The sequence below is a fragment of the Quadrisphaera sp. RL12-1S genome, from assembly GCF_014270065.1.
Taxonomy (GTDB): domain Bacteria; phylum Actinomycetota; class Actinomycetes; order Actinomycetales; family Quadrisphaeraceae; genus Quadrisphaera.
The window spans coordinates 94,213-115,363 of record NZ_JACNME010000007.1; the positions used below are offsets into that span (position 1 = coordinate 94,213).

The 21,151-nt window shown below is 76.4% G+C and carries 17 protein-coding genes and 1 riboswitch; of the genes, 7 read left to right on the forward strand and 10 right to left on the reverse strand.

Features of this window, described 5'->3' with window-relative positions:
- Positions 1–11: 11 nt before the first annotated feature.
- The 4 genes from H7K62_RS14285 to cofD all read right to left on the reverse strand — a co-directional run bounded on the left by H7K62_RS14285 (position 12) and on the right by cofD (position 3,717).
- Positions 12–266 (reverse strand): WhiB family transcriptional regulator, encoded by a 255-nt coding sequence (locus tag H7K62_RS14285; protein ID WP_186719591.1) that lies wholly within the window; start codon positions 264–266, stop codon positions 12–14.
- A gap of 873 nt (positions 267–1,139) precedes the next feature.
- Positions 1,140–2,255: a coenzyme F420-0:L-glutamate ligase gene (gene cofE, locus H7K62_RS14290; RefSeq protein WP_186719415.1), complete on the reverse strand. Its 1,116-nt coding sequence runs from the start codon at positions 2,253–2,255 to the stop codon at positions 1,140–1,142.
- Positions 2,252–2,674, reverse strand: a complete 423-nt coding sequence (locus tag H7K62_RS14295) for a hypothetical protein (protein WP_222437620.1) — start codon at positions 2,672–2,674, stop codon at positions 2,252–2,254. Before H7K62_RS14295 ends, cofE begins: the two co-directional genes overlap by 4 nt.
- 23 nt (positions 2,675–2,697) lie before the next feature.
- Positions 2,698–3,717 carry a 2-phospho-L-lactate transferase gene (gene cofD / locus H7K62_RS14300; protein WP_186719595.1) on the reverse strand — a complete coding sequence of 340 codons (1,020 nt, stop codon included), beginning with the start codon at positions 3,715–3,717 and terminating at the stop codon, positions 2,698–2,700.
- Positions 3,718–3,818: 101 nt separating this feature from the next.
- On the opposite strand from cofD, the gene H7K62_RS14305 reads away from it, so the two are divergent.
- A complete protein-coding gene (locus H7K62_RS14305) occupies positions 3,819–4,718 on the forward strand; it encodes an SDR family NAD(P)-dependent oxidoreductase (RefSeq protein WP_222437622.1) in 900 nt (299 codons plus the stop codon).
- Between the two features lie 34 nt (positions 4,719–4,752).
- On the opposite strand, the gene H7K62_RS14310 is transcribed toward H7K62_RS14305, so the two are convergent.
- A complete protein-coding gene (locus tag H7K62_RS14310) occupies positions 4,753–5,778 on the reverse strand; it encodes a DNA-3-methyladenine glycosylase family protein (RefSeq protein WP_222437623.1) in 1,026 nt (341 codons plus the stop codon).
- 68 nt (positions 5,779–5,846) lie between these two features.
- Here H7K62_RS14310 and H7K62_RS14315 point away from each other — a divergent pair, with 68 nt between their 5' ends.
- Positions 5,847–6,497, forward strand: coding sequence for a TIGR03089 family protein (locus H7K62_RS14315; protein WP_186719421.1), 651 nt, complete (start codon positions 5,847–5,849; stop codon positions 6,495–6,497).
- A 32-nt stretch (positions 6,498–6,529) separates the two neighbouring features.
- Here the strand turns inward: H7K62_RS14315 and H7K62_RS14320 are convergent, their stop codons facing one another.
- Complete coding sequence (locus H7K62_RS14320; RefSeq protein ID WP_186719423.1) at positions 6,530–6,844, reverse strand: DMT family transporter; 315 nt, start codon at positions 6,842–6,844, stop codon at positions 6,530–6,532.
- A gap of 29 nt (positions 6,845–6,873) precedes the next feature.
- Positions 6,874–6,939: riboswitch (guanidine-III (ykkC-III) riboswitch) on the reverse strand.
- Between the two features lie 62 nt (positions 6,940–7,001).
- On the opposite strand from H7K62_RS14320, the gene H7K62_RS14325 reads away from it, so the two are divergent.
- Positions 7,002–7,991: a GDP-mannose 4,6-dehydratase gene (locus H7K62_RS14325; protein WP_186719425.1), complete on the forward strand. Its 990-nt coding sequence runs from the start codon at positions 7,002–7,004 to the stop codon at positions 7,989–7,991.
- Positions 7,988–8,992 carry a GDP-mannose 4,6-dehydratase gene (locus H7K62_RS14330; RefSeq protein ID WP_186719427.1) on the forward strand — a complete coding sequence of 335 codons (1,005 nt, stop codon included), beginning with the start codon at positions 7,988–7,990 and terminating at the stop codon, positions 8,990–8,992. The genes H7K62_RS14325 and H7K62_RS14330 overlap by 4 nt, the downstream gene beginning before the upstream one ends.
- Positions 8,993–9,094: 102 nt before the next feature.
- Here the strand turns inward: H7K62_RS14330 and H7K62_RS24030 are convergent, their stop codons facing one another.
- Both H7K62_RS24030 and H7K62_RS14340 read right to left on the reverse strand, forming a co-directional pair.
- A complete protein-coding gene (locus tag H7K62_RS24030) occupies positions 9,095–11,188 on the reverse strand; it encodes a peptidoglycan recognition protein family protein (protein ID WP_186719435.1) in 2,094 nt (697 codons plus the stop codon).
- A 148-nt stretch (positions 11,189–11,336) separates the two neighbouring features.
- Complete coding sequence (locus H7K62_RS14340; protein WP_186719437.1) at positions 11,337–13,370, reverse strand: SpoIID/LytB domain-containing protein; 2,034 nt, start codon at positions 13,368–13,370, stop codon at positions 11,337–11,339.
- Between the two features lie 140 nt (positions 13,371–13,510).
- On the opposite strand from H7K62_RS14340, the gene H7K62_RS24035 reads away from it, so the two are divergent.
- Positions 13,511–14,065, forward strand: a complete 555-nt coding sequence (locus H7K62_RS24035) for a phosphatase PAP2 family protein (protein WP_222437624.1) — start codon at positions 13,511–13,513, stop codon at positions 14,063–14,065.
- Complete coding sequence (locus H7K62_RS14350) at positions 14,062–14,997, forward strand: decaprenyl-phosphate phosphoribosyltransferase (RefSeq protein WP_186719438.1); 936 nt, start codon at positions 14,062–14,064, stop codon at positions 14,995–14,997. The genes H7K62_RS24035 and H7K62_RS14350 overlap by 4 nt, the downstream gene beginning before the upstream one ends.
- A 45-nt stretch (positions 14,998–15,042) precedes the next feature.
- Here the strand turns inward: H7K62_RS14350 and H7K62_RS14355 are convergent, their stop codons facing one another.
- Positions 15,043–16,239 (reverse strand): glycosyltransferase family 4 protein, encoded by a 1,197-nt coding sequence (locus tag H7K62_RS14355; protein ID WP_222437625.1) that lies wholly within the window; start codon positions 16,237–16,239, stop codon positions 15,043–15,045.
- Positions 16,240–16,248: 9 nt separating this feature from the next.
- On the reverse strand, positions 16,249–17,559 hold the full coding sequence (locus H7K62_RS14360) for a hypothetical protein (protein ID WP_186719439.1): 1,311 nt from the start codon (positions 17,557–17,559) through the stop codon (positions 16,249–16,251).
- 157 nt (positions 17,560–17,716) lie between these two features.
- On the opposite strand from H7K62_RS14360, the gene H7K62_RS14365 reads away from it, so the two are divergent.
- The gene (locus tag H7K62_RS14365; protein ID WP_186719440.1) at positions 17,717–21,106 is read left to right on the forward strand and encodes an arabinosyltransferase domain-containing protein; all 3,390 of its coding nucleotides are present in this window, start codon (positions 17,717–17,719) and stop codon (positions 21,104–21,106) included.
- Positions 21,107–21,151 lie beyond the last annotated feature (45 nt).

Sequence of the window (21,151 nt, forward strand, 5' to 3'; positions counted from 1 at the left end):
GGGGCTGGGGCTCAGACCGCGCGGCGCTTGACGCGGCGCCGCTCGCGCTCGGAGAGCCCGCCCCAGATGCCGAAGCGCTCGTCGTTGGCCAGCGCGTACTCCAGGCACGGCACGCGCACCTCGCAGCTCATGCAGACGCGCTTGGCCTCGCGGGTCGAGCCGCCCTTCTCGGGGAAGAAGCTCTCGGGGTCGGTCTGCGCGCACAGGGCGCGCTCCTGCCAGTCGACGGCGTCGTCGGCGTCGCCCTCGCCGAGGAGCAGCTCCAGCGCCGGGTCGCCGTCGAGGGGCTCGGCGTCCTCGTCGTCGTCGTCCTCGACGTCGGCCAGGTCGTCGGCCAGGTCGTCCAGCTCGGCCTCGAGCTCCGGGGAGAGCTCCTCCAGCGAGGGGCCGGTGAGCGCCTCGAACGAGCTGCGCGGGGCGATGACGCCGGCGCTCGGGGCGGCGATGACGGGCATCTGTCCCGTCTCGGTGGGGAGGGCCGTCCGCGGTCGCGGCAGGCCGAGGGAGACGGTGGTGCTCTCGCTCATCTCGACTCCTTGGATCAGTCTCAGCGAGCCCCGCGGAGGAGCTCCCGCCCTGCGAGGCGGTGACTGAATTACATACGTGCGACTACGCGGCGTGCAGGCGAAACGCAGGAAGCGGCGGCACGTGTTTGGTCCGCTGGGCGTGTCGCGCCCTGCGCGCCGCGGGGCAGAACGGACACCGCCGGACACTCCGGGCCCACCTGGGCGCGGGGACGGAACGGGCGGATCGGACGGGCGACGACGACGGGGGACGGGGACGCGCCACTGACCTGGGACTATGCCCCACGAGTCACATCTGTACCACCGATCACATGCGCCACGGTGACGGCTCGGCCGCAGCCTCGCAGGCACCACCGACAGCCCGTCACGCAGCGCGACCACCGACAGGGGGCCGGCGGGCCGGCGCGCCGGTGGCGGAGCCTCGGCACCTGACCTCGGTCACTCCTGGGACTGACCGAGGTCACCTGCGGCGAGCGCTCCAGGGCGAACGCCACCGCACCTGACCACGGTCACCCCCGGGACTGACCACGGTCACCTGCGGCGGCGGGCCAGCCGGTGCAGCGGTGGGCCAGCCGGGCCAGCCGGGCCTGGGGGCGCGCGGGGACGCCTCGGCGGTCAGGCGCGCTCGCGCGCCCGCAGCTCGACGGCCACGGAAGCGTCCACGACCTCCTCGCCGTCCACCGTCCGCACGGCGCCAGGCACCACGTCGGCCTCGAGCCGCTCGGCCCACAGCGCGGCGCGCAGCCGCTCCACGGCCGCGCCCACGTCGTACGCCGGCCCGCTGACGGCGAGCACGTCCCCGTCGGCCGAGACGGCCGCGCCGCCGAGGCCGCGTCCCGCGGCCGCCACGTCCACGGCGCGCGCCACCCGCTCGCGGACCGGGCCGCCCGGGGCGATGGGCGGCGGCGCCACCTCCCGCTCGCCCAGCCCGAGCGCCGCGCGGACCGCCTCGACGTGGCCGAAGGCGAACCAGTCGCCGGGTCCGGTGCGCACCAGGCGGGCGGCGCCGGTGCCGTCGTCGTCGCCCACGTGCGCGTCCAGGCCGCGCACCAGGGCCACGGGCGTGCCGGCGGCCTTGCCCTTGACGAGGTCCGCGAGCGCGGCGACCTCGTCGGCCACGCCGCGCACGGTGACCTCCATGACGCGGCCGGACCTGTCGAGGCGTCCGCGGGCGTCGTCGAGGACCTCCAGGCCCGCGGCGCCGAGTGCGAAGTCGGTGACGCCGTCGCGCCAGGGCCGCCCGCTGGTGTCGCTGACCACCACGGCCGGGGCTCCGCCGCCCAGGGCGGGCTCGAGCAGCGCCCGCAGGCGGGTCCGCAGGGCTCGCGCGGAGGCGTCGGGGTCGGCGGGGAGCAGCAGCACGGTGCCCTCGGCGACGTCGGAGGCGTCGATGCCCGCGGCGGCCATCACCGGCCCGGACCGGGAGTGCACCACCCGCGTGGTGCGCCCGTCCGGCAGGCCCCGCTCCGCCACGAGCCGCACCGACTGCTCGTCGAGGGCCTGCTCGCGCACCGCCGCCGGGACGGCCCGGCCCTCCGCCTTGGCCACCACCTTGCTGGCGACGACGACGACGTCCCCGGCCCCCAGCGCGATCCCCGCCGCGGCGCAGGCGCGGGCGAGCAGGCCGGCGAGGTCGTCACCCGGGCCGATCTCGGGCAGGCCCGGCACCGAGAGGGCCACCACCTCGGCGGGCGGCAGCGGGGCGGTGGTGGCCGCAGGGGTGGTGCTCATGCGTAACCTCCGTCGCGCAGGCCGGCGGCGGCCTCGAAGCGGTTGCGGGTGGGGTCGCCTCCGGCGCGCAGCTCGGACAGGCCGTACAGCAGCGGCAGGAGCAGCCCCCAGCGCCGCCACTGCAGCACGTGGACGGCCTCGTGGCGGAGCCGGTCGTCGGCGCACGTGCGCGGGTCGGAGCCGGTGACGTAGGTGGTGCCGTACGTGGTGCCGCCGCGGGCGTAGGTGCGCCCCCGGGCACCGGAGCACACCCGCACCCGCACCCGCTCACCGTCGCGGGCGCCGGGCACGCCCGGCACCTCGACCACGCGGCAGGTGGCGCCGTCGACCCGGGCGAGCGCTGCGGCGAGCAGCCCCACGCCCTCGGCCACCACGCGGCCACCCCCTCTCACCACCGTGATCATGGACGTCCGGAGCACCCTCCCGTTCCTGTCGCCCATGATCACGGTCGAGGGCTTCGGCGGCCGGTGGCCAGGGCGGCGTCGAGGGCGGCTCCGGCGAGGTCGGCGGCGGCCTGCGGCGAGCTCATGAGCAGGGGCCGCGCGAGCACGCGCCCCCGGCCGGGCGCGGCCCCGGGCACGGCGGCGCCGTCGAGGGCGCCGTCCGCGTCGTCGTCGACCAGCCAGGCGTCCAGCAGGTCCGCGTAGAGGCCGGCCACCCCCAGGGCGGAGGTCTCGACGCCGATCGCGGTCAGGCAGGCGTCGGCCATGCCCCGCACCACGCGGCCCCCCAGCACCGGGGAGACGCCGACCACGGGCGCGCCCCCCTCGCGCAGGGCCTCGCGGACCCCCGGCACCCCGAGCACCGTGCCGATGCTCACCACGGGGTTGGACGGCGGCAGGAGCACCGCGTCGGCGTCGCGCAGCGCCTCGACCACGCCGGGTGCGGGCTTCGCGGCGTCCACCCCCACCTGCGTGAAGCCCGTGGCGGGCACCGAGGCGCGCAGCCGCACCCACCACTCCTGGAAGTGGACGGTGCGGCCGTCGGCGAGGTGGACGTGCGTCTCGACGTCGTCGTCGCTCATGGGCAGCAGCCGCACGCGCGGGCGCCCCTCCCCCGGGTCCGGCAGCCACCGCTGGCACAGCCGCTCCACCACGGCCGAGAGCGGCAGGCCCTCGCGCAGCAGCTGGGTGCGGAAGACGTGCGTGCCGAGGTCGCGGTCCCCCAGGGTGAACCAGTCGGGGCCCGTCCCGTACGCGGCGAGCTCGGAGGAGACCACGCGGGTCTCGTCGCGCCGGCCCCAGCCCTGCTCCTCGTGGACGGCGCCGCCGAGGGTGTACATCACCGTGTCGAGGTCGGGCGTGATGCGCAGGCCGTGCATGGTGGTGTCGTCGCCGGTGTTGACGACGGCGGTCACGCGGGCGCTCCGGCGGTCGGGGTCGGGCGAGGCCGCGAGGTGGGCGAGCAGCCCGCGCAGGAAGCGCGCACCGCCCACACCACCGGCGATGGCCGAGATGTGCACGTCGTCCATCTTCACACCGGCACCGGGGCCCGCTGTGGCCCGCCGTGGTCCGCCGTGGCCCGCTCTGGCCCCTGGGCCGCCCCCAGGCCAGCATGGCTCGGGTGCGCCTCCCCAAGCTGCCGCTCGGCGACCTCGCAGACCGCGTCTCGGACCAGCTGGCGAGCCGGCTGACGGGTCGCGACGACGACCCCGCGGCCGGCCCGGCCGCCCCGGCCGCGCTGCCGGTCCGCCCGCCCCACGAGCCGCAGCGCGTGCTGCTGCTCGGTGGCACCTCCGACATCGGCCTGGCCCTCGTGAGGCGCCTCGGGCGCGAGCGGCCGCTGGACGTGGTGCTCGCCGGTCGCCCCGGACCCCGGCTGTCCGAGGCCGTGGCGGCGCTGGCCGCCGAGGGGCACTCCGCGCGCGCCGTGCCGCTGGACGCCCGCGCGCCCGCCACGTGGTCACCGGCGCTGGCGGAGGCCTTCGGGTCCCGCGGCGTGGCCGCCGGGGTGCCCGTCGGCCCTGTCGACGTCGTCGTCCTCGCGGTGGGGGTGCTGCCCGACGGGAAGCGCTCCTGGCAGGACCCGACGGCCGCCGCCGACCTCGTGCAGGTCAACACCGCGGCACCCGTGGCGCTGGCCGCCGAGGTGGCGCAGCGGCTGCGGGCCCAGCGCGGCGGCACCCTCGTGGTGCTCTCCAGCGCCGCGGCCGTGCGCGCCCGCTCCACCGACTTCGCCTACGGCGCCAGCAAGGCCGGGCTCGACGCGTTCGCCTCGGGGCTGCGCGAGGCGGTCCGCGGCGACGGCGTGCGCGTGGTGGTGGTGCGCCCGGGCTTCGTGCGGACGCGGATGACGGCGGGGCGGTCGGCCTGGCTGGCCACCACCAAGGAGGCCGTCGCCGACCTCACCGCGCAGGGCCTGGAGGCCGGGAGCGACGTGGTGTGGGCACCGCCGGGCGCCCAGGTGGTCACCGAGGCGCTGCGCTGGGCGCCGCCGCGCCTGCTGCGCCGCCTGCGACTCTGACGCCGACCGCCCAGGGCCCGTCCACGGGAGTCCCTCAGCTGCGCATACCGGTGGCCACGGGCACGTGCGTCGGCAGCGTCATCCGCGCCGCGCGGCGCGGGCGCGCGACGCCGTCCAGCTCGAGCAGCCGCTGCACCCGGTACCGGTGCCCGCGGTAGCACTCGATGACCTCGGCGCAGCCCGCGTCGTCGAGGACCTCGCCCGTCAGCGCGTAGGAGACGTTCTTGGCCACGTGGTAGTCCGCGAAGGAGAAGGCGTCGGGGTCGCCGTGGGCGCGGTGGCGCACCTCGGCGGCCGTCCACACGCCCACGCCCGGCAGGGTGCGCAGCGCCGGCTCCACGCGCTCCGGCGGCAGGTGCACGGTGCGCTCCAGCGCCGGGGCGCACCGCGCGGCGTGCAGCACCACGCGGCGGCGGCGCTCCTCCACCCCGGCGCGCAGCCACTCCCAGCTGGGGATCGCGGCCCACGCGCGGGCGCTCGGCGGCACCCGCATGCCCTCGGCGGGCCCACCGGGCGCTGACGGGCCGCCCGGTCCGGCGTCGTGCAGGCCGCCCGGGGCGGGCTCGCCGAAGCGGCGCAGCAGGTCGCGCCAGGCGCGGTGCGCCTCCACGCCCGTCACCACCTGCTCGATCGCGGCGCCGGCGAGGGCCTCGAAGACCGCGCGGGTGCGCGGCACCCGCACGCCCCGGTGGCGGCGCCACGCGGAGACCAGCACGGCGTGCTCGGCCCGCGGCACGAACCCGCTGTCGTCCTGGTCCTCCCCCAGCAGCTCCGCCGCACCGTCGACGGCGCACGCGGCGCCCTCGCCCCAGGCGGAGGCCTCGACCACGCCGTGAGGACCGCCGCCCAGCACCGCGGGCGGCAGGTGGCGCAGCCGCAGCAGCGCCGGGCCGTGGGGCGTGCGGGTGGCCCACCACCACATCGACCAGGGGCCGATCCCCTCGCGGCGCACCGCGGGGTCCCCTCCTCCGCGGCGCAGGGCGCCCAGCGTGGCGGACAGGTCCAGCGGCTGGCGCAGCACGAGCACGCCCTGCGCCACCGGAGCACCACCCGCCGTCACCCCCTCATCCTGCGGGCTGCGCCGGGCGGCGCGGAACCCGCTCCGGCGTGCCGCCTACCGTCGTCGTCGTGAGCTCGCCCACGGACCGCGTCGACGTCGCCCGCCTCCTGGCCCGCCTGCGCGCGCAGGACTCCGGCCGCCCCCGAGTGACCTGGTACGGCGCCGACGGGGAGCGCGTGGAGCTGTCGGCGCGGGTGCTGGAGAACTGGGTGGCCAAGACCGCCAACCTCCTCGTGGAGGAGCTGGACGTCGAGACCGGGGACGGCGTGGTGCTCGCCCTGCCCGCGCACTGGCGGACGGTGGCCTGGCGGCTCGCGCTCGGCGCGGTCGGCGCCGAGCCGGTGGAGGACGACGACGACGCCCGCGTCGCGGTGGTCGCCGACGGAGCGCCCGCGCCCGCCGGTGCCGAGCACGTGGTGGTCCAGGCGCTGGGCGCGCTGGCGCTGCGCGCGACCTCCGTGCCGGCGGGGGCGCTGGACGCCGCCGCGGTGGTCGCGGGCTTCGGCGACGCCTTCCCCTTCGTGCCCGACGCGCCGGGGCTCGTGGTCGCCACCGCGGCGGCACCGGGCGCACGGGTGCTCGTCGACGTGCGCGAGGTCGGCGACGCGGCCGCGCTCGACGCCGTGCTCGCTGCGCTGGCCGGGGGCGGCAGCGCGGTGCTGCTGGGGCCGGGCGCCCCCGACGCCGAGCGCGTCGCCGCCCAGGAGGGCACCGCCTGACCGCCCGCGCCGCCGCCCCGTGACGCGGGGCGTCAGTGAGCGAGCTTGAGACCCACCACACCACCGACGATCATGGTCAGGAACACCACCTTGAGCACCGACACCGGCTCGGTGCCGGTGACCATCGCGTACGCGACCGTGAGCACGGCGCCGATGCCCACCCACACCGCGTACGAGGTGCCCACGGGCAGCTCGCGCATCGCGTAGGCGAGGCCGGCCATGCTCGCGAGGATCGCGACGGCGAACACGGCGGTGGGGCCGGGGCGGCTGAAGCCCTCCGAGCGCCCCAGGGCGGTGGCCCAGACGGCCTCCAGCACACCGGACAGGACGAGCACGAGCCAGGACACGACGGACCTCCACGGGTCGGGGGGGCAGGAGCACGGCCGTCTTGTCGCTGTCCGGGTACGGCACCCTCGTCCGGGAGCCCGGTCAGGGGCCCGCCACCAGGGTGGCACACGGGAGCGCTCCGAGGACGGCGGTGAGCCCGTCCCCTAGGGTCGGCGCATGGCCAAGCGCGCGCTGATCACCGGAGTCACCGGCCAGGACGGTCTCTACCTGTCCGAGCTGCTGCTGTCCAAGGGCTACGAGGTCTACGGCCTGGTGCGCGGGCAGAACAACCCCAAGCTGCCGCTGCTGGCCCGCGAGGTGCCCGGGGTCAAGGTCCTCACCGGCGACCTCATGGACCTGTCCTCCCTGATCAGGGCCCTGAACATCGCCCAGCCCGACGAGTTCTACAACCTCGGCGCCATCTCCTTCGTGGCCTACTCCTGGGAGAACGCCGACCTCACCGCCGAGGTCACCGGCAAGGGCGTCCTCAACGCCCTGGAGGCCGTCCGCCTCTACGCCGGCGACGACGTGGACAAGGTCCGCTTCTACCAGGCCTCCTCCTCGGAGATGTTCGGCAAGGTCCAGCAGGTGCCCCAGAAGGAGGACACCCTGCTGTGGCCGCGCTCGCCCTACGGCGTGGCCAAGGTCTTCGGCCACTACATGACCATCAACTACCGCGAGTCCTACGGCATGCACGCCTCCTCGGGGATCCTGTTCAACCACGAGAGCCCCCGCCGCGGCCCGGAGTTCGTCACCCGCAAGGTCTCCCAGGCCGTCGCCCGGATCTCCCTGGGCCTGCAGGACGAGCTGGTGCTGGGCAACCTCGACGCCCGCCGCGACTGGGGCTTCGCCGGGGACTACGTCGAGGCGATGTGGCGGATGCTGCAGCAAGACGTCGCCGACGACTACGTGGTGGCCACCGGTGAGACCCACGCCATCAGCGAGCTGCTGGACGTGGCCTTCGCCCACGTCGGCATCGACGACTGGTCCAAGGTCGTGCGCCAGGACCCGGCCTTCATGCGCCCCGCCGAGGTCGACCTGCTCATCGGTGACCCCACCAAGGCCAAGACCCAGCTCGGGTGGGAGCTCAAGGTCGGGTTCACCGAGCTGGTCCGGATGATGGTCGACGCCGACCTCGCCGAGCAGAAGGCGCTCGCCGGCAAGTGACGCAGCAGCAGAGCGCGCCCCCGGGCGCCACCCGCCGGGTGGCGCTGGTCACCGGCGTGACCGGGCAGGACGGCGGCTACCTCGCCGAACTGCTCGCCGCCGAGGGCACCCTCGTGCACGGCGTGCGCCGCGGCGCGGGGCCGCTGCCGGCGCACCTGGAGGCCCTGGGCGACCGGCTCGTCGTCCACACCGCGGACCTGCTCGACCCCGGCGCGGCCGCGGCGCTGGTGCGGGAGGTCCGGCCCGACGAGGTCTACAACCTCGCCGCCGAGAGCTCCGTGGCCCGCTCGTGGGAGGAGCCGGTGGAGACCGCGCTGCTCGACGCGGTGCTGCCCGCCGCGATCCTGCACGCCGCGGCGAGCACCACCGCCACCGGCGGCGGCCCGGTGCGGGTGCTGCAGGCCTCCAGCGCCGAGGTCTTCGCCGGCGCCGGCGTGACCCCGCAGGACGAGTCGACGCCCGTCGTCCCCGTGACCCCGTACGGGGCCGCGAAGGCCTACGCCCACCACCTCGTGCAGCTGCACCGCGCCGGCGGCGCGTTCGCGGTGAACGCGGTGCTCTACCCGCACGAGTCGCCCCGCCGCCCGGCGCGCTTCGTCACCCGCAAGATCACCTCGACGGTCGCGGCGATCGCCCGCGGCCGCGCCGACGAGCTGGTGCTCGGCAACACCGCCGCCCGCCGCGACTGGGGCTGGGCGCCGGACACGGTCCGCGCCATGGTCGCGGCGCTGCGCCACGACGAGCCGCTGGACGTGGTGGTGGCCACCGGCACGTCCCACTCGGTGGAGGACTTCGTCGCCGCGGCGTTCACCCGCGCCGGGGTGGCGCAGTGGCGCCACCTCGTGCGCACCGACCCGGCCTTCGTGCGCCCCAACGACGCCGCCGACCTCGTGGGGGACCCGCGGCTCGCCCGCGAGGTGCTCGGCTGGGCGCCCACGCGCTCGTTCGCTGACGTGGTCGGCGCCATGGTCGACGCCGACCTCGCCGCGCTCGACGCCTGACCCCCTCCGCAGCCGGTCGCGGTCCGACAGCAGGACGACGACGAGACGGCCCGCCCCCGCACGGTGCGGGGACGGGCCGGTCGTCGTCAGGGCCTCGTCGGGCTACGGCCAGGTGCGCCAGACGCCCACGCCGTCACCGCGGTCCGGCGTGCTGGTGGCGGACCCGGTCGAGACCCCGCTCACGTCCCAGCGGCCCACGACGGGCCTGTCCGTGGCGGCGCCGTAGCCGAAGAGGGAGTCGGGCTGCCCGGGCGTGATGGAGTTGCGCAGCCACCACGTGCCGGCGGAGTAGACGCCGACGGTGTCCCTGCCGTCGCCGTCCCAGTCGCCGACCACGGGGGTGGCCTGCGGCCAGCCGTACTGGAAGACGGCGCCGGCCGGGCCGGGGGTGGCGGTGCCGCGCAGCCACCAGCTGTAGCCGTCGTAGACGCCGATGCCCGAGCGGCCCTTGCCGTCCCAGTCGCCGACCACGGGGCGGACGCCCTTGAACCCGTAGACGAACTTGTGGTCCGGCGGTCCGGGGGTGGCGGTGTCGCGCAGCCACCACGTGTAGGTGGCCGGGTCGTAGACGCCGATCCCGTCGGTGCCGCTGCCGGTCCAGTCTCCGCAGACGGGGACCATGGTGGAGGAGCCGTAGCTGAACGTGAGGTCCGGTCCGCTGCTGGAGGGTGACTGCTGGACGGCCCACTGGCCGGCGCTGTAGACGGCCAGCCCGTCGGTGCCGTCGCCGTCCCAGTCGCACGACAGGGCGGTGCCCCTGGGGTCGCCGAAGTAGGCGGTGCCGTCGGGTGCGCCCGGGGACGACGTGGTGCGCAGGTCCCACTCCTTCTCCGACACCAGCTGCGCGACCCTGGTGCGCAGCGACGGGAGCTGGGAGTAGAGGTTGGCCCCCGGGCAGGCGGTGGCGTTGAGGTCGCGGTGGCCGGAGATGGTGCTCACCGTCACCTGGGCCCCGGCCTGGTAGCGGATGTTGGAGCCCGACAGGCCGGCGCTCGTGAGCGTCGCCGTGCCGGTGGGGTCGGTGTGGGAGATCGCGAACTTCCAGGCGATGACGCGGGCGAGGGCGTCCATCCCCGCGCTCGTGGGGGTGGCGGTCTCGAAGTTGCCCAGCATGGACACGCCGAAGGTGTCGGTGTTGAACCCGCCGGTGTGCGCCCCGAGCACGGCCTTGTCCATGCCCCCGTAGCGGCCCTCGAAGACCTGGCCGTACTTGTCGACCAGGAAGTTGTAGCCGATGTCGCACCAGCCCTGGACCTGCGTGTGCTCGTAGTAGATGCCGCGCACGATCGCGGCGGAGTCCGCGGCGGAGTAGGAGTTGGAGCCCGCGGTGTGGTGGACGAGGGCGACCTTCGGGGTGCCGGTGTAGGTGGGCGCGCTGCAGTTCTTGAGGCGCATCGACTCGTCGGCCCCCCACTGCGCGCGGGTGATGACGCCGGGCATCGCGCGGGTGTCGGCGCGGGCCGTGGCGGCGGGCGACGAGCCCGCCGACCTGGCCAGCCCGTCGGCGGTGGTCACCGAGGTCTTGGGGTCCACGAGGCTGGTCCGCACGTTGGTGACGGCGGCGGCGCTGCCGGCGGACGACGGCAGGGCGACCCGGACGTCGACGGCGTCGGCTCCGCCGGAGACCCACAGCGGGGTGGTGCCGCCCTTGCGGGTGGCGCGCGACAGCTCGGGGCTCCCCGGGTCGGGCGAGGAGTCCTCCACCTCGAGCGGCTGCCAGTCGGTCCACCCGGTGCCGGTGCGGACGCGGACCTCCACGCCGATGCTCGGGACCGGCGCCCCGTCCCACAGCACCGAGACCATGTTGAAGGACCGGGTGGTCTTGGGGCCCGTGGCGAGGAGCTTCACCGGCTGGTCGGGGGGCAGGGTCTGCACGCCCGCGGCCGCCAGGGCGTCGCCCTTGAGGAAGGGCGTCCTGACCGCGCCCGGGGCCAGCGGGGAGACGACCACCGGCGGCGCGTCCTCGGACGCGACCGGGCCGTCGACGGCGGGCACGGACAGCACCTGCGCCGTGGGTGTGACGGGCGGCGGGGCAGCGGCGCCCGCCCCCGCCACCGGCACCACGCCGGCGCCGGAGGCGAGGACGGCGAGGGCTCCGCAGCGCAGCGCCCAGCGGCCGCCCCACCACCTCGCGGCCCGGCTGGTGCGCGGAGCCTCCCGCGGGGAGGGCTCGACGCTGGACGTGGGGGTCTTCACAGGTGCTTCTCCTCGCGCTCGGCCGCCCCGTCAGCGGACGGGCGACCGGTCGTCTCGGTCGGCGGGTGGGATCTGTCGGATGGGTGCGCGGGCGGGTCCGCCAGGCAGGGCGGGCCCGTCCGGCGGGAGGACGCGCGGGTCTGGCGCGTCAGACGCTCGGGCGGGTGATGCCGGCGCCGTCGGAGCCGGTCGTCCAGCGGCCGGGCACCGGGGCGTCTCCGGGCACCCCGTAGTCGAACAGCCGCTGCGGGTCACCCGGTGACACCGTGTCACGGAGCATCCACCGTCCGTCGGAGAACACGCCGATACCAGACGTGCCGCTCCCCGCCCAGTCACCGGTCACCGGCGTGGCGCCCTTCCACCCGTACTGGACGGTGGTGTCGGGCCGGCCCGGGGTCGCGGTGTTCCGGAGCATCCACGTGCCGGCGTAGTAGACGCCGATGGAGTCCTTGCCGTCGCCGTCCCAGTCGCCCACCACGGGCAGGGCGGCGGACCAGCCGTACTGGAACTTGACCTCGGGGTTGCCGCCGGTGAAGGAGTTGCGCAGGTACCAGGTGCCGGTGCGGGTGTCGTAGACGCCGATGCCGTCCTTGCCGTCGCCGTCCCAGTCACCGCACACCGGCAGCATCCAGGCGGCGCCGTAGGAGACCGTCGCGTCGGCGGCTGCCACGGCGCTCGGGTCGGGGGCGGAGGCGTCGTCGCGCTTGGTCCACACGCCGTTGCGGTACGTGGTCAGCCCGTCGCGGCCGGAGCCGTCGAAGTCGCACGCCAGGGTGGTGTCCTTCGGACCGCCGAAGCGGGAGGTGAGCGCCGGGTCGCCACCGTCGGTGCTGCCGCGCAGCATCCAGACCTGCGTGGAGGGCGCCACCACGGAGAACCAGTCCGAGCGCAGCCCCAGGCGGCTGCGCACGTCGTTGCCGGTGGTCTTCACGGTGCCGGAGCTGCCCGTGACCACCACCGTGGTGGCGCGTCCGCCGTCGGCCCCGAGGCCGTTGCGGCCGGTCACCTGCATGCTCGAGAAGGTGCCGATCTGCGGCCAGGCGCGGCTGACGGTCGGGCCGTCGATCGTGACCTTCCAGTCGTGGTACGGCGAGCGGGAGTCCCCGGCGTCCTCCACGGCCGGGAAGGCCCCGCCCGCGGTCCAGCCGCCCGTGGAAGAGCTGAACTCGGTGCGCACCACCGCGCCCTTGGAGTCCAGGCGCACCACGCCGGCGGTGCTGCGGATGGCCGTGTCCGTGCGGCGGTCCTCGCGGCCCGCGCCGCCGTAGACCTGGCAGGAGGTGGTGTCGCAGGTCTGGGCGTAGCTGTAGCGGCCCTCCGAGCGGGAGTAGGACCGGGCCGCGACGGCCTGGGCCTCCAGCGCGGCCATGCCGGCGCCACCGGCGGCGTCGCCCCAGGAGGCCGGGGACTCCGAGGGCACCACGCCGCGCAGGTACTGCTCGATGGGCACGAAGTTGACGAGGTGGGAGGCGCCGGTGCTGTCGACCACCGGGCGGAAGTTGCCGCGGTAGGTGGCGCCGGTGCCGCAGACGGTGAACATCCTGGAGCGGTCGTCACCCGGGTCGCCGGCGAGCCAGACCGCCGGACTGGCGCCCACGTCCACCGGGGCTGCCGAGGCCCCGGAGGGCGACGCCGAGGGGGACGGACCGGCCGTCGCGGCGCAGCCGCCGGCGACCGTGGTGAGCGCCCAGGTGCCGCCGGTGCGGGTGAAGCGGGCCGCGGTGCCCCCGGGCACCGCCGTGCCGGCCACGTAGTAGTCGGCCCCGGAGACCAGCGTGATGGTGGAGGCGCCGTCCAGCGCCATGAGCCGGACGGAGACCTCGTCGTTGCGGATGGTGCCGGCGGTGGTGCCGCCGTAGTAGTGGTCGAGGATCCTCGCGGAGCTCCAGCCCTGGTCCACGGAGTACCCGTAGGAACCCCACTGGCTCAGGCCGCGGCCGTGCCCGTAGCCGTGCCCGGTGAGGACCAGCTGGCTGGTGTCGGCCTGCGCGGCCCCTCCTCGCACCAGCTGCGCGCCGCCGGCGCCGGCGGCCACCACGGCCAGCAGCGCGGCCGGCTTGTGCCACCAGCGCCCGCGCCGGTGGCGCGCACCCCCGTCCGCTGCCTGCGCGCCTGCGGCGCGCTCGGGAGCGCGGCGGGCGTGGCGGGGGGCGGGCTGGGCGTCTCGGGCGTGGTGGTGCACAGGTATCACCTCGGCAGGTCCGGGGGCAGCCTTGACCGCCGTCGACGTCGGGGCGCGTCGTCCGTCCGGGCGACCGGCCGACGCAGGCCCACCGGCCGGTCGGGGGACCGGGCTCGCCTCACCGGGTACTGTCCCAGGACGTGACGTCCAGCGGTGCGCTTTCGCTCAGAGGCGCCGAGACCTCCCTGCTCGTGACCCTCCAGCGGAGGACGCAGCAGCCGGTCGTGGTGGCGGCCGCCACGCAGCTGGGGCGCTTCGGCGACCACGCGGCCGGGTGGCTGGTCATCGGCGCCGCCGGCTGGCTGCTCGACGCGCCCCGCCGCCCGCAGTGGGCGCGGGCGCTGGTGTCCGTGCTCGGCGCGCACGCGGCCACCGTCGTCCTCAAGCGGGTGGTGCGGCGCCTGCGCCCCGGCACCGACGGCTCCCCCGGCGACGCCGCCGTGCAGGTGCGCTCCACCTCGCCCTCACGGCTGAGCTTCCCCTCCTCCCACGCCGCCTCGACGACGGCGGCGGCGCTGGCCTACGGGCGGCTGCTGCGCCTGCCGCTGGCCCCCGTCGTCGTCCCCGCGCAGGGGGTGTCGCGCGTGCTGCTGGGGCTGCACTTCCCCACCGACGTGCTGGTCGGGGCCCTGACGGGCGTGGTCACCGACCGGCTGGTCGCCTCCCGGGGCGCGGCGACGGGCGGCCGGCGGTGAGCTCGGGGGTGGACACCCCGGTCCGCCGCACGCCGCAGGGCGCGGCGCTCGGCGTGCTGCGCACCATGCGGCCCCGCCAGTGGGTCAAGAACGTGCTGGTGGGCGCGGCGCCGCTGTCGGCGGGGCTGGTCACCGACGCCGGCGTGGTCCTCACCACGGTCTACGCGTTCGTGAGCTTCTGCCTGGCGGCCTCCGCCGTGTACCTGCTCAACGACACCCTCGACGTCGAGGCCGACCGCGCGCACCCCACCAAGCGGAACCGCCCCATCGCCGCCGGCGTGGTGCCGGTGCCGGCGGCCGGGGCCACCGCGGTGGTGCTGGCACTGGCCTCCCTGGGGGTCGCGGCGCTGGCGTCGTGGCAGCTGGTGGTGCTCATGGCCGTCTACCTCGCGGTGCAGGTGGCGTACTGCGTGCGCCTCAAGCACGAGCCGGTCCTCGACATCGCCATCGTCGCCTCGGGGTTCCTGCTGCGCGCCATCGCCGGCGGCGTGGCCAGCGGCATCGAGCTGTCGCAGTGGTTCCTGCTGGTCACGGCGTTCGGGTCGCTGTTCATGGTGTCCGGCAAGCGGTACAGCGAGATGAAGCTCGCCGAGGCCGCCGGCGGCACCACCCGGGCGTCGCTGCTGCGGTACTCCCAGAGCTACCTGCGGTTCGTGTGGAGCCTGGCGGCCAGCGTCATGGTCACCGCGTACGCGCTGTGGGCCTTCGAGATCCGCGAGGGGGACCCCACCACGGTCTCGGCGGGCGGCTCGACCTGGTCGGCCATCTCCATCGTGCCGTTCGTGCTGGCGGTGCTGCGGTACGCGGTGGACGTGGACGGCGGCCGCGCGGGCGCCCCGGAGGACATCGCCCTGCGCGACCGGGTGCTGCAGGTCGTGGCCCTGGCGTGGGTCGCGAGCTTCGCCCTCGGGGTCTACCTCCCCCTGCGCTGACCTCCCTCCGGGGTGCTCCGGAGGTCCATGATCACGGGCGGCCCGTCAGCGGCGGGCGGCGGCCCGGGCGGCGTCGAAGACGCGCTCGTAGGAGTCGACCGTGAGCTCCACGCCGTAGTGCTGGCGCGCTCGCTCCGCCAGGGCGGGCCTGTCGATGGTCCCCGCCACGTGCTGGTCGCGCAGCTGGGCGAGCCCGCGGGTGATGGCGGCGGCGTCCTTGGGGGCCACGATGACGCCCTCCCCCACCCGCTGCACCGGCACGCGCACGCCCGGCAGGTCGCTGGCCAGCGCGGGGACGCCCAGCATCATGGCCTCCACCTGCACGATGCCGAACGCCTCGAAGGCGTTGACCGACGGCAGCGCGAACGCGTCGATCGAGGCGTACAGGTCGGGCAGCGCGTCGTCGGGGACGAAGCCGAGCACGCGGATCCTGTCGTCGCCGCCGATGGCGTCGCGGACGGCGTCGATGACGCTGCCGCCGGCGATCTTGGCGAAGTCTCCGGCGATGATGAGGCGGGCGTCGTCGTCGTCGAGGGCCCGGAAGCCCTCCACCAGCCACGGCACGCCCTTCTCCTCCACGATCCGGCCGAGGAAGCCCACGTGGAAGCCGCTCCCGTCGCGGAAGCGGGGGGCGCCGCCGGACCTGTCGTGGCAGGCGGCGGGGATGCCCTCCACCTTGCCGCGCATGGACGCGAACAGGCGGCTGTGCTCGGCGTAGTCGATCGAGGTGGTGCAGACCGTGGTGGCCAGGCGCATCGCCACCCGCGAGGAGGCGTCCACGACGACCTTCTGCACCTCCCCGGCGAGGCCGGGCGGCAGGTCGACGTCGCACTGGTAGGTCAGGACGACGGGCGCGCCCGCCCCGCGGGCGGCAGCGGCCAGCACGCCGGCCTCGAGCAGCGGCAGGTGGAGGTTGACCACGCCGGCGCCCTTCGACGCCGCCGCCAGCCACACCGGCAGCGCCGGGGCGATGGTGCCCTTGCCGACCCGGGCCACGACCGGCGCGCGCAGCACCCGGACGCCGTTGACCCACTCCTCGACGGGCAGCGCGTCGTCGTGGCGGGTGGTCATCACCGTCACGGAGCGGCCGCGGCGCACGAGGCCCTCGGCGACGTCGCGGGCGGCGTTGGTCAGGCCGGAGACGTACGGCGTGTAGTACGTGAGCCCCATGACGACGTCCGGCGGGCGCGTCCCCGCGGGAGCGGGCGGCGGCGTCACGGAGGGTCGGGTCGAACGAGGCACTGGTGAACGCTAGCGGCTGTCGCCGGTGGCGCCCTGCGGGCGCTGCACGAGCACGAGCACCGAGAGCAGCCAGGCCGCCGCCGACCCCGCGGTGAACCCGCCGGCCACCCCCCAGGAGGCGCCGACGCCCAGCCCGAGCTGGACCACCGCGATCCACGCCGCGGCCACGACCAGGCCCGCCCCCCAGCAGGTGAGCACCGCGCGCTCCCGGCCGGTGGCGACCAGCGCCTGCGTCCCGACCACCAGGCCGGCGTGGACGAGGCAGCCGCCCACCATGAGCGCCATGAGCCCGGCGGGCACCCCCAGGCCCCCGCCGGTGAAGACGTCCATGGCGGGCCCCGACAGGAGCGCCCCGGCCCCCGCGCCCAGGAGCGCGAGTCCCACCACGGCCGCGGAGAACTGCACCATCCGCACCCGCAGCTCGTGCAGGCGTCCCTCGGCCACCATCCTCGTGAGCGGGGGCACCAGCACCGCCTGGGCGGGGACGACGACGAACAGCGGCGCCCGGGCGAGGGTGAACGCCGCTGCGTAGGCGGCCAGGACGGCGTCGTCCGTGCGCTCCAGCCCGACGACGATCGGCCCGGCGTTGAGCAGCAGCTGCCCGGCGACACTGGCGCCGAGCAGCGTCAGCACCGCCCGCGTCATGCTCCGCGGTGCACCGACGGCGGCCGACCCCGTGCGCGGGTGCTCGCGGGCCAGACCCAGGTCTCCGACGTCGTGGAGGTCCGTCGGTGCGGCCGCCGCCCCCGAGCGCCGACGCCGTACGGCCAGCAGCAGACCGACGTGGGCGAGGAGAGCGCTGCCCACCACGAACGCCGCGAACAGCCACGCCGGCGGCTGGAAGACCAGCACGGTGACGAGCGTCGCGGCGAGCCCCCGCAGCGCGGCGTCAGCGGCCAGCGCCCCGGCGTACGGGCCCAGCCGTCCCCGGCCCAGGGCGAGCCCACGGGCCGCGTACTGGAGGGCGCTGACAGCGGAGAGGACGACGAGGGCCGTCGCCACCCAGGTCCGGGTGCCTGCGTCGTCGCCCAGCAGCGGGGAGGCCAGCAGCACGCCGGCCACGGCGACCGCCAGCAGGACCAACGCGGGGCGCACGGCAGCAGCACCGCGCAGCCGCCCCTCGGCCGCAGCCCGCGACACCACCTGCTCCAGCGGCAGGAAGACGCCGAAGCTGACGATCAGCGCGCCGTACCAGAAGACGTTGAAGTCGGCCTGCTGCGCCTGGGTGGTGGATCCGTGGAACACGGCGGCGTTCAGCAGGAGGGTGAAGACGGCGGCGGCGGCGGTGGCCACCGCCACGCCGAGGAAGCCGCCGCGCACGAGCGGCCACACTACGGGCCGGGCGCCCGCGGCAGCGGTGCGCGCACGCCGCGCGGGTCCAGCCGCGCCTGGACCGGGCTCTCGGCAACTCCCGTTACGGTGGCGGCTGCGAAGCACAGCACCGAGCGCCCCGACGGCGCCGGAGACCGGCGGGAGCGTGGCACAGGCAGTGGGGGTTCCCGAGCGTCCGGAGGCGGGTGGCTCCGCCGGCGAGTCCGCGAAGGTCCCGGCGGCGGCCGCGGCAGCACCCCGGGAGGACGCCCCGAGCGGCGCCTCCCGTCGCCGCGACCTGCTGCTCCCCGTCCTGGCGCTGCTCGGGCTCCTCGCCCTCGTGTGCGCCGCCGCCCTGCCCCTGGCACCCGTCCAGCACGAGCGCCCGGTGGTCTCCTGGCCGAGGGACCCCTCGGCACCGGTGAGCAGCAGCCTCCTGCTGGCGGCGCAGACCCCGTCCGCGATGCGGGTGGAGGCCAACTGCGCCGCGGCCCGCGCCGCCGGCCAGACCGCTGACGGCGTGCTCTTCTCCACCGAGCGCCCCGACGTGGCCCGGGCCACGCAGAAGGCGCTGCTGTGGGAGGTCCGCGACGGGCGCGCGGTGCTCTCGTTCCGCGGCGCCGCGGTGGCGGACACCGCGCTGCCCACCAGCGGGGACTGCGAGCTGGTCGCTGACCTGCGCGACCAGCGCCTCGTGGTGACCCTCGACGGGCAGCAGGTCGGCGAGCGCTCGCGCACGTACCCCCGCGTCGACTCCCTGGTCACGGACGTGACCTCCGCGACGCAGGGCACCGGGCAGCGGCTGCAGGTGCAGGTGGCGGTGGACGACGAGTTCGCCAGCTCCCCCACGCCGCTCAAGCTGGTGCTGGTCGGCCTGCTCGTGGCCAGCGGCCTGCTGCTGCTGGGCGGCGTGTGGCTGCTCGACCGGCGCGGGCGCCCGGTGCGCGCCGGTCCGGCCGGTGCGGGTGGCGGTGCGGGTGGTGAGGCCGAGCTCGCGCTGCCGCGCCGCCGGGCGTCGCTGCGCCCGGTGTCCGTGCACGTCCTCGTCATCGCCGGGCTCGCGCTGTGGACGGCGCTCGCGCCGATGACCGACGACGACGGCTACTACGCCGCCATGTCCCGCAACGTGCCCTCCAGCGGGTTCGTCGGGCAGTACTACCAGCTGTACGACCAGTCGTTCGTGCCGCTGACGTGGCCCTGGTACGCCCTGTCGTGGTGGGAGCAGCTGGGCAGCGGCCCGCTGTTCCTGCGCGTCCCGGCGCTGCTCTTCTGCATCGTCACCTGGTTCGGCCTGCGCCGGGCCCTCGACCTCGTGCTGCCCCTGGTGCCGGCGTGGCGGCGCGGCGGGCCGACCTCCGACGGCCGGGACGGCGCCCGCCACAGCGCGGTCTGGCTGCTCGCGGTGGCGTACTCGGCGGCCGCCGCGCCGTTCGTCATGGGCGTGCGGCCCGAGGGGATCCCCGCGGCGCTGTCCATCTGGGTGCTGGTGGGCGTGCTGACGGCGCTGCGCTCGCGCCGCCTGCTGCCGCTGGCCGTGGCCGTGGTGCTCGCGGCCTTCGCGTGCGCCTCCCACCCGACGGGCCTGGTGGCGGTGGCCCCCCTGGTGGCGTTCCTGCCGCGCGTGTGGGCGCTGGTCAGCCCGGGGGCCGCGGCGGGGGTGGGCCGGGTGGCCGGCTGGGTGCGGGCGCTGGCCGTCATCGCCCCCGGCGCCACGGCCAGCGCCGCCGGCTTCGCCGACGGCACGCTCTTCGACTACCAGGAGGGCCGCAGGGTCTTCACGGCCATCGAGGAGCCGCTGCGCTGGACCGACGAGTACGTCCGGTACGGCTTCCTGCTCAACCCGAACATCCCCATGGGCGCCTACGCCAAGCGCACCGCGGTGCTCGTGGGGCTGCTGGCGGTGCTGTGCGCGCTCCTGCTCACGGCCGCCGCACGGCGGCGCAGCCCCAGCTCCAGCCCCACCGAGCGCACCGGCACCTCCGCCGCCTCCCGCCGGGCGTCCCCGCCGGTGCCCGCCGAGCTCGCGGCGCTCGGCGTCACGGGCCTGCTGGCCTACCTCGCGCTGTGGGTCACGCCGAGCAAGTGGACGCACCACTTCGGCAGCCTGTCGGGGCTGCTCCCGCTCCTCGTGGTGGTGCTCGTCCTGGTCGGCCCCGGCCTGGCGGCACGGGTGTGGCCGCGCACGGCGCTCGCACCGCGGCTGGGGCTCCTCGTGGCCGTGGTGGCGGTGGCGGCGCTGTCGTTCCGCGGTCCCAACCTGTGGCCGTACAACTGGGTGCTCGGGCTGCCGTTCCAGGGCGACAACGCCGTCGCCCGGGGGCCGCTGAGCTCACCCGTGCTGTGGGCGCTGGGCGCCGCCGTCGTCGTCGTCCTCGTGTGGCTGCTGCAGCGCCGGCGCCGCGGGCGGACGCCCGCGGAGAGCTCTGCGGAGGGCTCCGCGGGGGACACCCCGCTCGCCGAGGGGGCGCAGGAGCGGCCCGACGTCCTCGTGGTGGGGGCGGCCGTCACCGCCGTGGTGGCCCTGGGCCTGACCACGGCCCTGCTGGGCAGCACGTTCGCGGCGTCCGCGGTGCGCACCTGGGACACGTACTCCCCCGGTGCGGAGTACCTGCGGGACCCGCTGAACCGGCGCTGCGACGCCGCCTCCGCGGTCCAGGTGGCGGACCCGGCGCGGTCCACCGCCCTGGCCGCCGTGCCCGGCGCCGCCGGGCGCGCCGAGGACGAGGGCTTCGTGTCCCAGGGCGGCTGGTGGAACGGCGACCCGCTGCCCGGCACCGCCGGCCAGGGCCCCTTCACCCAGGTGTGGGGCAGCCTCAACGCGGACGGTGACGCGGGCACCGGCCAGCTGACCACCGGCTGGTACGACCTGGCCTCGCGCCCGCAGGACCAGTACGTGACCATCACGGTGGCCGGCAGCCTGGAGCAGGGCAACGAGCTGCAGGTGGAGTACGGCAGGACCGCCGCCGACGGGTCCGTGCAGGTGGTGAGCACCCACGCGGTCGACGACGGCATCCCGACCTCCCCCGAGTGGCGCTCCGTGCGGCTGCTGCGCCCCGGCCAGGACGCCGCCGGCGGCGCCGACGCGGTGCGGCTGGTGGCCCGGGACGCCTCCGGCGGCACGGGCGGGTGGCTGGCGGTCTCGGCTCCCGTGGCGCAGCCCGCGGTGGTGCTGGCCGACTGGATCCCGCGGGACGCGGTGACCCTGGTCTCCTGGCAGTTCACGTACCTGTTCAGCTGCGCCCGCCAGCCCACCATCCGCGACGGCGTCGTGGAGCGGCCCGCCTACGCCGTCCTGTGGGGCCGGCAGGCCCTGGAGGGCACCAACGACTCGATCTGGCAGTACTCCCGCGGCGGCATCGCCGCGCCGCTGCCGGACGCCGCCACCCTGTACGAGCCGGTCAGCGAGTTCCGCTACCCGAGCGCCCGCGACGTGGTCGGCCAGTGGGGGCAGGTGGTCCAGCTGCGCTACCCGTACGCGGCGGCCGCGTACGACCTCACCCTGGAGCCGGAGACGGCGCCGGGCTGGCAGGGCCCGACGGTGCCCGACCTCGGCTGACACCCCTCCCCCGCGCCCTCCGCGGCGGGTGCGGGGAGAGGGCCG